Annotated in this window: 10 protein-coding genes; 9 read left to right on the top strand and 1 reads right to left on the bottom strand. The window is 54.7% G+C overall.

Translation table 11 applies throughout. The features are described from left to right. Window positions 1–69 precede the first annotated feature (69 nt). The 8 genes from rpsA (at window position 70) to ALP40_RS01780 (ending at window position 9,245) form a co-directional block, all read left to right on the top strand. Complete coding sequence (gene rpsA / locus ALP40_RS01815; RefSeq protein ID WP_024689000.1) at window positions 70–1,755, top strand: 30S ribosomal protein S1; 1,686 nt, start codon at window positions 70–72, stop codon at window positions 1,753–1,755. A 296-nt stretch (window positions 1,756–2,051) separates the two neighbouring features. Continuing rightward, entirely contained in the window at window positions 2,052–2,345 is a 294-nt protein-coding gene (gene ihfB / locus ALP40_RS01810) for an integration host factor subunit beta (protein ID WP_122206589.1), read from the top strand. A gap of 24 nt (window positions 2,346–2,369) precedes the next feature. Continuing rightward, window positions 2,370–2,621 carry a lipopolysaccharide assembly protein LapA domain-containing protein gene (locus ALP40_RS01805; RefSeq protein ID WP_122206588.1) on the top strand — a complete coding sequence of 84 codons (252 nt, stop codon included), beginning with the start codon at window positions 2,370–2,372 and terminating at the stop codon, window positions 2,619–2,621. A 407-nt stretch (window positions 2,622–3,028) separates the two neighbouring features. After that, a complete protein-coding gene (locus tag ALP40_RS01800) occupies window positions 3,029–4,465 on the top strand; it encodes an MBL fold metallo-hydrolase (protein WP_122206587.1) in 1,437 nt (478 codons plus the stop codon). A 211-nt stretch (window positions 4,466–4,676) separates the two neighbouring features. After that, window positions 4,677–5,654 carry an SDR family oxidoreductase gene (locus tag ALP40_RS01795; protein WP_122206586.1) on the top strand — a complete coding sequence of 326 codons (978 nt, stop codon included), beginning with the start codon at window positions 4,677–4,679 and terminating at the stop codon, window positions 5,652–5,654. Next, the gene (locus ALP40_RS01790) at window positions 5,647–6,663 is read left to right on the top strand and encodes a glycosyltransferase family 4 protein (protein WP_122206585.1); all 1,017 of its coding nucleotides are present in this window, start codon (window positions 5,647–5,649) and stop codon (window positions 6,661–6,663) included. Before ALP40_RS01795 ends, ALP40_RS01790 begins: the two co-directional genes overlap by 8 nt. Before the next feature lie 98 nt (window positions 6,664–6,761). Then, window positions 6,762–8,756, top strand: coding sequence for a nucleoside-diphosphate sugar epimerase/dehydratase (locus ALP40_RS01785; protein ID WP_122206584.1), 1,995 nt, complete (start codon window positions 6,762–6,764; stop codon window positions 8,754–8,756). A 159-nt stretch (window positions 8,757–8,915) separates the two neighbouring features. Continuing rightward, window positions 8,916–9,245, top strand: a complete 330-nt coding sequence (locus tag ALP40_RS01780; RefSeq protein WP_122206583.1) for a helix-hairpin-helix domain-containing protein — start codon at window positions 8,916–8,918, stop codon at window positions 9,243–9,245. Between the two features lie 54 nt (window positions 9,246–9,299). On the opposite strand, the gene ALP40_RS01775 is transcribed toward ALP40_RS01780, so the two are convergent. Further along, window positions 9,300–9,926 (bottom strand): TetR/AcrR family transcriptional regulator, encoded by a 627-nt coding sequence (locus tag ALP40_RS01775; protein ID WP_122206582.1) that lies wholly within the window; start codon window positions 9,924–9,926, stop codon window positions 9,300–9,302. Between the two features lie 319 nt (window positions 9,927–10,245). On the opposite strand from ALP40_RS01775, the gene ALP40_RS01770 reads away from it, so the two are divergent. After that, window positions 10,246–11,523 (top strand): aromatic amino acid transport family protein, encoded by a 1,278-nt coding sequence (locus tag ALP40_RS01770; RefSeq protein WP_122206581.1) that lies wholly within the window; start codon window positions 10,246–10,248, stop codon window positions 11,521–11,523. The last annotated feature ends 27 nt before the right edge of the window (window positions 11,524–11,550 follow it).

Genomic DNA, 11,550 nt, shown 5'->3' with positions numbered 1-11,550 from the left:
AACGAAACCCACGTTGTCTGGAGCGTGGCAGATGGGCGTATTCTTCGCCCTTGATCAACAGGAATTAAAATGAGCGAAAGCTTTGCAGAACTCTTTGAAGAAAGCCTAAAAACCCTGAACCTTCAGCCGGGCGCAATCATTACCGGTATCGTTGTCGACATCGACGGCGATTGGGTAACTGTACACGCCGGTCTGAAGTCCGAGGGCGTCATCCCGCTCGAGCAGTTCTACAACGACGCTGGCGAGCTGACCATCAAGGTCGGTGACGAAGTGCACGTTGCGCTGGACGCGGTCGAAGACGGCTTTGGCGAAACCAAGCTGTCCCGCGAAAAAGCCAAGCGCGCCGAGTGCTGGATTGTTCTGGAAGCAGCTTTCGCAGCTGAAGAAGTGGTCAAGGGCGTTATCAACGGTAAGGTTAAAGGCGGCTTCACTGTCGACGTTAACGGCATCCGTGCGTTCCTGCCTGGTTCTCTGGTTGACGTTCGCCCTGTGCGCGACACGACTCACCTGGAAGGCAAAGAGCTCGAGTTCAAGGTCATCAAGCTGGACCAGAAGCGCAACAACGTTGTCGTTTCCCGCCGCAGTGTCCTGGAAGCCGAGAACAGTGCCGAGCGCGAAGCTCTGCTCGAGTCCCTGCAGGAAGGTCAACAAGTCAAAGGTATCGTCAAGAACCTCACCGATTACGGCGCATTCGTCGATCTGGGTGGCGTCGATGGCTTGCTGCACATTACCGACATGGCCTGGAAGCGCATCAAGCACCCATCCGAAATCGTCAACGTTGGCGACGAGATCGATGTGAAAGTCCTGAAGTACGATCGCGAGCGCAATCGTGTTTCCCTGGGCTTGAAGCAACTGGGCGAAGACCCGTGGGTTGCTATCAAGGCTCGTTACCCGGAAAGCACCCGCGTTACCGCGCGTGTGACCAACCTGACCGACTACGGCTGCTTCGCAGAGCTGGAAGAAGGCGTGGAAGGCCTGGTACACGTTTCCGAAATGGACTGGACCAACAAGAACATCCACCCATCCAAAGTCGTTCAGGTTGGCGACGAAGTGGAAGTTATGGTTCTGGACATCGACGAAGAGCGTCGTCGTATCTCCCTGGGCATCAAGCAGTGCAAATCTAACCCGTGGGAAGATTTCTCTGGCCAGTTCAACAAGGGCGACAAGATCTCCGGCACCATCAAGTCGATCACCGATTTCGGTATCTTCATTGGTCTGGACGGCGGCATCGACGGTCTGGTTCACCTGTCCGACATCTCCTGGAACGAAGTGGGCGAAGAAGCCGTACGTCGCTTCAAGAAGGGCGACGAGCTCGACACCGTGATCCTGTCTGTTGATCCAGAGCGTGAGCGTATCTCGCTGGGCATCAAGCAGCTGGAAAGCGATCCGTTCTCCGAGTACGTCACTGTCAATGACAAAGGCGCTATCGTCCGCGGTATCGTTAAAGAAGTTGACGCTAAAGGCGCCATCATCACTTTGGCCGACGATATCGAAGCGACCCTCAAGGCTTCCGAAATCAGCCGTGACCGCGTTGAAGACGCGCGTAACGTTCTGAAGGAAGGCGAAGAGATCGAAGCCAAGATCATCAGCGTTGATCGCAAGAGCCGCGTAATCAGCTTGTCCATCAAGTCGAAAGACGTTGAAGACGAGAAAGAAGCCATTCAGAGCCTGCGTAGCAAGCCTGAAACTGCTGAAAGCACTGGTCCTACCACCATTGGTGACCTGCTGCGCGCGCAGATGGAAAAACAGAACTAAGTTCTGCTTGACCATTAAAAAGGGCGACTTCGGTCGCCCTTTTTTACGCCCTCATTTTGAATGCCTTGCGGCATGAAAATAGGTTCTCAATACTGCCCCAATGGCCTCCCAGGCCACGTGTTCTATGGTCCACACCTTCTCCCTACCGCATTCGTCCTCCTGTCATATGCTCGTCATGCGTCAGTGGGTGCTTGACAATGGTTCACATAAGTCAAGAGATGGGCTGTTCAAATTCATCCGGCCATGCTAAAACCTTCGGAGCGCTGACCTAGCTGCTTGAAAAAGAAGGGAAAAATATGACGAAGTCGGAGTTGATCGAACGAATTGTCACCCATCAAGGGCTGCTCTCATCCAAGGATGTCGAGTTGGCCATCAAGACCATGCTTGAGCAAATGTCCCAGTGTCTTGCGACGGGTGACCGTATCGAGATTCGTGGGTTTGGCAGCTTTTCCCTGCACTACCGCGCACCACGTGTGGGACGTAATCCCAAGACAGGCCAGTCAGTCAGTCTTGACGGTAAGTTCGTTCCTCACTTCAAGCCGGGCAAGGAATTGCGGGATCGCGTGAACGAGGACGAAGAAGGCCTCTAACCAGTAACGTCGAAGGATCACCCGATGCGTATCTTCAAACGAGTCATTTTGATCGCGGTTGTACTGTTCATCGTGTTGGCGACCACGGTTTTTGTGCTTGAGAACCGCCAGCCTGTCGATCTGGTTCTGTTTGGTTGGTCGATACCACAGCTTCCATTCGCCATACCGGTCGTGCTTGCTTTGCTGCTGGGTATGCTGATCGGCCCCGTGTTTGCCTGGATCGCCAGTCTTCGTCAAAAACGTCCGTCCTACTCTCGATCCGTCAAGGCAGAGTAAGTCGGTCAGCGCCGGGTGCAGGCCCGGCAGCAGTTTGTAAAATATCCCTTCTCGATGTTCTCCACGCTTGCCAGCGGGCAGTGCCCGTAGTCTTGCGTGTTATAGCTTGTGGGAAGTGAGCTAGAAGAGCTGCTATTAACGCTTTTAGTTGTGTAAGAAATTTCCTATATGGCAGGGGAATAAATACTGCCCCTTATAAGAAGAATTTTTGATCAAGCCGCGCATGCCTATTTTGCTCGCTTGGCCGCTCACACATTGAAAGCAGGCTTCGTTTGCTATCGTCGCAGCACTTTTGTGTCAAGACTTGAGTCCCGTATTTTCAGGCGCAGAATAGCCCCTGCTCATCATTAGGGTCGCTCGCCAGAAAGTTATTTACTATGGTTCTGGCTTTACACAAAGGTAGTTGAATGTCTTATCCAAAGCTTATCCATCACGGTGCAACTGAGACCGTGACAGGTTCTTGTCATCAGCTGTGTCTGGATGCGGTAAACAGTGTGCTGATTGATTGTGGTGCGACTCAAGCAGAGGAGAAGGGGGTTACAGCGTTCGGGTTTTCCCCTTCGAGCATCAGGGCGCTGTTGATCACCCATGTGCATACTGATCATGTTGGGCGGATTCCGCAGTTGCTGGCAGGCGGCTACACAGGTCCGATATTGTGCAGCGAGCCCAGCGCGCATCTGCTACCGCTGGTCATGGAGGACATCCTCAAAATTCAATTCGAGCATGATCCGGCCTACGTTGACCGATACCTTGATGTCATCCGCGAGCGAATTATCGCGCTGCCCTTTGACACCTGGTTTGATCTTGTCGCTACCGATGCGCTTCACTTCACGGTCAGGTTGCAACGAGCGGGCCATATACTGGGTTCTGCCTACCTTGAGTGCGATGTGGCTTATCCATTGGAGAGTCGTTCGCAGCGTGTGGTGTTCTCTGGGGACCTTGGCGCGTCACCTGCGCCTTTTCTGCCTGCTCCACAGTCGCCAGAGCGTGCTGACATTCTGGTGCTGGAGTCCACGTACGGCAATCGAATCCATGAACATCGCAGCGCTCGTCAGCAACGCCTCGAGCAGCTTATAGACAAGGCGCTGGAGGATAAGGGGACGGTACTGATTCCCGCCTTCAGCATCGGCCGTACTCAGGAGCTTCTTTACGATCTGGAGGATATCCTGCACCGCAAGGGGTTGTCAGGCCAGGCTAAGGCGCAGAATGGTGGCTCCCCAAGCGCAGACGCTTCCGTCGTGGACTGGCCGCAATTGCCGATCATTCTCGACTCGCCGTTGGCCAGCCGGTTTACCGCAATGTATCAGTCCTTTGCCGACTACTGGGACGAAGCCGCTCGCGAGCGGCTGGACCAAGGCAGAGCGCCTCTAGGCTTCTCTCAGTTGATCAAGATCGACACGCATGCTCGCCATTTGCAAACCCTCAACTACCTCGTCAGCACTGCACGTCCCGCCATCGTCATTGCCAGCAGTGGTATGTGCACAGGTGGACGCATCGTCAATTATCTCAAGGCCATGCTGGGCGACAGGCGTCATAACGTTCTCTTCGTGGGGTATCAGGCCAAGGGCACTCCGGGCGCTGCCATTCAAGAGCACGGCCCTGGAGGTGGCTACGTAGAGCTTGATCGTGAGCGATTCGATATCCAGGCAGGCGTTTCAACAGTGAGGGGGTACTCGGCGCATGCCGATCAGGCGCAGTTGGTGCAGTTTGTGACCGGTATGCAGCATTGGCCTGCCCAGATACGCCTGGTTCATGGAGAGGCGGGGGCCAAAAAGTCGTTGGGGCACGTTATCGAGCGCAAATATGCGCTTCAAAAACGCGCCGTTGAACTGATTATTCCCTGATCGACCCAGCGCAGTCGCGGGTGGCTAGTTATCGCAAGGACTCAGGACCTGCTAATAATCTTCGCTTGAATCTTGAGGTTGTTAAACGCACTGATTATTGTTGGGCGAAATAACCTGGCCAGCCCCGTTTATTCAAGGGCTTGCATGTAAATACGGTTGCTAAAAAGTCACACGTCAGTAATATTCCCATGCTTTGACAAGGCGTTGCGATATGAGCGATGAAGCTGCATGGGTTGCGATAACAGGTGCAACGGGCTTCGTAGGCAACGCCATCGTTCGTTATTTGATTGAAAACACCGGGTGCCAAGTGCGTGTTGCGGTGCGCGGTCAATACACAACATCCTGTGAGCGTATTGATGTGGTCACCGTCCGTTCGCTCGCGCCGGACAACCAATGGTCCTCATTCGTGAACGGCACAGACGTGGTGATCCACTGTGCAGCACGCGTGCATGTCCTTAATGACTCAGGCCTGCAGGCCGAACAGGAATACGTTCGCGCCAATGCTGCCGCGACGCTGAATCTCGCGGAACAGGCTGCGGCGGCAGGCGTCAGGCGATTCATCTTCGTCAGTTCGATCAAGGTAAATGGGGAGGCCACGACCATTGGCCAGCCATTCAAGGCTGACGATGTGTGCACCCCCGTTGATCCTTATGGGGCTTCCAAGCATCAGGCCGAGCAGGGACTGCGTGAGTTATCTGTCCGTACTGGCATGGAAGTGGTGATCATCCGTCCGGTGCTTGTCTATGGGCCTGGGGTCAAAGCCAACTTTCTAAACATGATGCGCTGGCTGGACAAAGGTGTGCCCCTGCCGCTCGGTGCGATCGATAACCGCCGCAGCCTGGTAGCCCTGGATAATGTTGTGGATCTTGTGGTGACCTGCATAGCGCATCCGGCAGCGGCCGGGCAGACGTTTCTAGTCAGTGACGGGCAGGACCTTTCCACCACCGAACTGTTGAAGGAAATGGGCAGGGCCTTGGGCAGGCCGGCTCGGCTTGTTCCTGTCCCGGCCTGGATGTTGAATCGCGTTGCGGCTTTATTGGGGAAAAAAGATTTTTCCCAGCGTCTGTGTGGTTCGCTGCAGGTCGACATCACCAAAACCCGCACGCTACTCGGCTGGACGCCCCCCGTGACCCCTGAGAGCGCGTTGAAAGAGACGGCCCGATTCTATCTGGAACACAAACATGCTTGAGTGGCTATCCATAACGTGCGTAGCGTTGCTTTCCCTGATGTTGACGGGGCTGCTTCGCAAATACGCCTTGGCCAAAAGCCTGATGGATATTCCCAACGCCCGCAGCTCTCATTCGGTGCCTACCCCAAGGGGCGGGGGTGTTTCGATCGTCATCGCATTTGTTCTGGCAATGGTCGCGCTGGCTTGGAGCGGACAAATACCTTTTGCAACGATTGCAGCGCTGATGGGCGCTGGCGGACTGGTTGCGGTGATCGGCTTCATGGACGATCACGGTCACATTGCTGCCCGCTGGCGGTTGTTGGGTCACTTCGCTGCTGCCGTATGGGCGCTGGTGTGGTCCCGGGGGCTGGCACCTCTGGACTTCATGGGCATGACCGTTAATCTGAGTGTGCTGGGTCATGTGCTGGCCGCCTTTTATCTAGTCTGGATGCTCAATCTGTACAATTTCATGGACGGTATAGACGGACTTGCCAGTGTCGAAGCGGTAACGGTCTGTGGTGGTATCAGCCTCATCTATGTGCTGAGTGGCTACAACGAATTGCTTTGGGGCCCCTTGTTGCTTGCCGCTGCAGTCGCTGGTTTTCTCTACTGGAATTTTCCGCCTGCGCGCATATTCATGGGGGATGCCGGTAGCGGGTTCCTGGGCGTTGTCCTTGGAATACTTTCCGTTCAGGCAGCCTGGGTTTCATCTCAGCTATTCTGGGCGTGGTTGATTCTGTTGGGAGTGTTCGTCGTGGATGCCACGGTCACGCTATTGCGTCGACTGATACGCGGAGAAAAGGTCTATGAAGCTCATCGAAGTCATGCCTATCAGTTCGCGTCCCGCCGTTATGGCCGGCATCTTCCGGTAACGCTGGCCGTGGGTCTGATCAACCTCGGCTGGCTGCTTCCCATCGCGCTGTGGGTAGCGTTGAAGGGCGTAGACGGAATGACAGGCGTGATTATTGCTTACTTGCCGTTGGTGATCCTTGCGATCAGGTTCAGGGCAGGTCAGGCGGAGATGCGTTAACTAAACGTGAATTGCAGTGTCCTAGTACGTGGAGTCTTGTACCGAAAAGGTCTTTCAGTGGCGATTCAGAGCAAAGGCACGGGAGTAATGACGATTTGATGAGCAAATTACGAGCTTTTCTGCTGGCGTTGCCGCGTCGCAAAAAGCGAATAATTCAGGTTGCCGCCGACGTTCTTCTGGTCTGGGCTGCCCTGTGGATGTCGTTTGTCGTCCGGCTGGGAATTGATGAGCTGATCAACCCTCTGGAAAAACACACCTGGCTTTTCATCAGTGCCCCTTTGGCGGCCATTCCCCTCTTTATCCGATTCGGTATGTACCGCGCGGTGATGCGGTATTTTGGCAATGATGCCCTGATTGCCATCATTAAAGCCGTTACGCTGTCTTCTTTGATTCTTGGCTGTATGGTCTACGTCTACAGTAACCACCAGCAACTGGTGCCGCGCTCGGTCATTTTCAACTACTGGTGGTTGAGTATGGTCATGATCGGCGGGCTCCGGCTGGCGATGAGGCAATACTTTCTGGGCGACTGGTTTGCAGCCGCCCAGCATGTGCCGTTTGCCAAGAGCGATAACGGTCTGCAGAAGGTGGCCATCTACGGTGCCGGCGCGGCCGGAAACCAGCTGGTCGCGGCCTTGCGTATGGGCAGGGTGATGCATCCGGTCGCCTTCATCGATGACGATGAGTCCATTTCGAATCGGGTGATTTCCGGGCTTCAGGTCTACAAGCCCAAACACATACAGCGAATGATCGATTCTACAGGCGCTCAGGAAATCCTGCTGGCCATCCCGTCCTCATCGCGGGGTCGCCGTCGCGAAATATTGGGCTTTCTGGAAGGCTTTCCACTTCATGTACGAAGCGTTCCGGGCTTCATGGATCTGGCTGCCGGACGGGTCAAGGTAGATGACTTGCAGGAAGTCGACATTGCCGACCTGCTGGGGCGTGATTCGGTGCCTGCCAGAGACAATCTGCTGGAACATTGCATCAAGGGCCAAACCGTATTGGTCACAGGCGCAGGAGGGTCCATCGGTTCTGAACTGTGTCGGCAGATCCTGTTGCTGGGGCCGACCAAGCTTCTGTTGCTCGATCACAGCGAGTTCAATCTCTACAGCATCGTGTCCGAACTTGAAGAGCGCTCGTCCCGCGAGTCGTTGAACGTCAAGTTGCTGCCGATTCTGGGTTCAGTACGCAATCATCCCAAGCTGCTGGCGATCATGAAGGCCTGGAAAGTCGATACGGTGTATCACGCCGCAGCTTACAAGCATGTCCCAATGGTCGAGCACAATATTGCCGAAGGCGTGATCAATAACGTAGTCGGTACGCTCAACACCGCCCAGGCAGCGTTGCAGGCCGGTGTCTCCAACTTTGTTCTGATCTCGACCGACAAGGCTGTCAGGCCGACGAATGTCATGGGCAGCACCAAACGTCTTGCCGAGCTGATATTACAGGCACTCAGCCGGGAGGCCGCTCCGGTCATCTTTGGCGACAAGTCCAACGTCTATCAGGTCAACAAGACACGCTTCACAATGGTTCGCTTCGGCAACGTTCTGGGCTCTTCGGGCTCGGTGATTCCGCTGTTTCACAAACAGATTCAGTCTGGCGGACCCCTGACGGTCACTCACCCCAAGATCACGCGTTACTTCATGACCATCCCGGAGGCCGCCCAACTGGTGATCCAGGCAGGTTCGATGGGGCACGGAGGAGATGTGTTTGTGCTGGACATGGGCGAGCCGGTCAAGATCATCGAATTGGCTGAAAAGATGATTCACCTTTCGGGCCTTAGCATTCGTTCCGAGAAAAACCCGCACGGTGATATTTCGATTGAATTTACCGGCCTGCGTCCCGGTGAAAAGTTGTATGAAGAGTTGTTGATTGGCGACAACGTCGTGGCAACCGAACACCCGATGATTATGAGTGCTACTGAAGATTATCTTCAGTGGGACGTATTGAAAGCGCGGCTTACAAAATTGCTGGACGCTGTCGACCGTGATGATTACACCAGCGTGCGTCAGTTACTCCGTGAAACAGTCAACGGCTATGCGCCAGAGGGCGAGATAGTGGATTGGATGTATCAGGAACGTCGCAGCGAAACGTAATGTTACTTGATAAAAAAGTCCGTTCTCAGTGCGCACAGGCGGCCCGCGCACTTTGTAATAACTGGCAACGCCAGACTTCATTGACAGCGTCGAGCGCGGCTCCTAAGTTTCGAGAGCAGCTTTTGGAAAGCTGCCTCAACTTGTAATGGAGCGTTAACGATGCGAACTGCCTTTTTCTCTTCTTTGATATTTGCCTTGCTGACCAGTGCTTCGGTTGCCGTCACTGCGGCGCCTGCGGCACCCGCCAAGAGCGATGCCTCGATAGCCACCGCCGTTCAGGAACAACGAGCAGACCGAATCAACCTAAATAAGGCTGATGCAGAAACCCTTCAAAAGGAACTGGCCAGTATTGGCAAGAATAAAGCGGACGCGATTGTGGCTTACCGAGAAAACAACGGAGCGTTCACATCCGTAGATGAGCTGATTGAGGTCAAAGGTATTGGCAAATCCATTCTCGAAAAGAACAGGGATAAACTGGCGGTTGAATGAGTGGTTCTTGAGTTGAAAAAAACAGGCCGATGAATGATCGGCCTGTTTTTTTATTCAGCTATGAAGTGTCGCGTCATCAGTTAACGGCAATGGCTTGGGCGCCGCGACTGCAACGGCGTCGTGCTGACTGATATGCAGTTTTACGTATTCACGTGTGACCTTGAGAATATGCTCGGACAGTTGAGGGTCATGCGCGCTGCGCGACAATATCAATGCGCCCACCAGGCTTGACAGCACCAACATGCTCTTGGGTTCAGGGTTTTCAATGTGCAACGCGTTATCGAACGTTTCCAGCAGGTGGACAATAATCTCGTCCGTCAAAGGACTGGGCCTGTTCTGTTGACCCAATTCAGCGCACATGTTGGGTAAAGGACATCCTGTACCAGGATCGTCACGGTGGGTCTCGGACAGGTAAACGTCGATGAATGTGTTCAATGAGTCCGGCCCATTGAACATCTCTTGAGTGCAAACCTTTGCTTCGTCGACAGACTGTCTCAAGGCCTGGTCGACAAGGTCGTCCTTGGATTTGAAATGCGCATAGAAGCCGCCGTGGGTCAGCCCCAGCGATTTCATTAAAGGTTGTAGGCCTGTTGCGCCTATGCCATCCCGGCGAAAACGTACGGATGCTTCCTTGACAATCCGCTGGTGAGTTTGAGCTTTACGATCAAGCGCGTAACGCATGCGCTGAGTCTCCAGGAAGTGGCCGAAATGCTACAAGGCCTTTATACATTGATAGGTGAAACGATGCAGCATAGGTTTCGAGAGACTTTGGCCCGTATTTGGGGGGCAGCGTCTTGGGGGCCAGGGCAAGCCTGGCACCGGCTCGAGCCATTTTGGCGTACCTGTCGCATCGTCATGTTTACAAAACTGTCCGACAAAAACGTTGATTTCTCGCGCTAATCCCGGAGAATCCGGCCCCTGTTTTCGAGGGAAGCGCTGACTGCCAGGTTTTTTCGATGCGTTTCCCTTTTTGATTAACCGGCCACGGAGAGTCCACCGGATGAACGATCAGGCTAATGGCGTCGTAGAACGCCTGGATACAACACCCGCGAGCATCACTGCGTGGAATCGCAACGACACGACCTGGATGCTTGGCCTGTTTGGCACCGCCATCGGTGCAGGCACCCTGTTCTTGCCGATCAACGCCGGCATTGGTGGTTTCTGGCCATTGCTGGTTCTGGCGGTGCTGGCCTTTCCGATGACGTTCTACGCACACCGAGGGTTGACGCGATTTGTGTTGTCCGGTCGCGAAGGCGCGGACATTACCGAGGTAGTGGAGCAGCATTTCGGCAAGGCTGCCGGTGCGCTGATCACATTGCTGTACTTCTTTGCGATTTTCCCGATTCTGCTGATTTACAGCGTGGCGCTGACCAACACGGTCAGCAGCTTCCTTGAGCATCAACTCCATGTTGAGCCGCCTCCGCGCGCCATTCTTGCGCTGTTGCTGATCGTAGGTTTGCTGGCGGTAGTGCGTTGTGGCGAGCGGTTCATCGTCAAGGCCATGAGCCTGATGGTTTACCCCTTTATCGTTGCGTTGTTGTTTCTCGCCGTATTCCTGATCCCGCACTGGACCGGCGGCATCCTGAGCACCGCGACTACATTGCCCGAGGCTTCGGCGTTCTGGCCTACGTTGTGGCTGGCCATCCCGGTCATGGTGTTCTCCTTCAACCATACGCCTATCATTTCGGCTTTCGCCGTTGACCAGAAGCGTCAGTACGGCGAAAACGCTGAAGTTCGCAGTTCGCAAATCCTTGCCCGCGCCCACGGGCTGATGGTGGTCATGGTGCTGTTCTTTGTGTTCAGTTGCGTGCTGACGCTGTCGCCCGTGCAGTTGGCCGAGGCCAAGGCTCAGAACCTCTCGATTCTGTCGTACCTCGCCAATCACTTCAGTAACCCGACCATTGCGTTCGTCGCGCCTCTGATCGCGTTCGTGGCGATCTCGAAATCGTTTCTGGGCCACTACATCGGTGCCAGCGAAGGTCTGAAAGGTCTGATCGTCAAGACAGGTCGTCGACCTGCCCCCAAAATGCTGGACCGGATGACGGCTGCGTTCATGCTGGTGGTGTGCTGGATTGTGGCGACGCTCAATCCGAGCATTCTGGGCATGATCGAGACACTCGGCGGTCCGATCATTTCGGCGCTGCTGTTCCTGATGCCGATGTATGCCATCCACAAAGTACCGGCGATGCGCAAATACGCGGGCAAGCTGTCCAACGTTTTTGTGGTCGCCGCCGGTGTGGTCGCCATCACCGCGCTGGTTTATTCGCTGATTCAATAATCACCGCCACAGACAGACAGGGCGCAG

Source organism: Pseudomonas viridiflava (assembly GCF_003702045.1).
Classification (GTDB): domain Bacteria; phylum Pseudomonadota; class Gammaproteobacteria; order Pseudomonadales; family Pseudomonadaceae; genus Aquipseudomonas; species Aquipseudomonas viridiflava_C.
The sequence above is the reverse complement of the archived record's forward strand: the minus strand, read 5'-3'. Positions and strand labels throughout refer to the sequence as shown.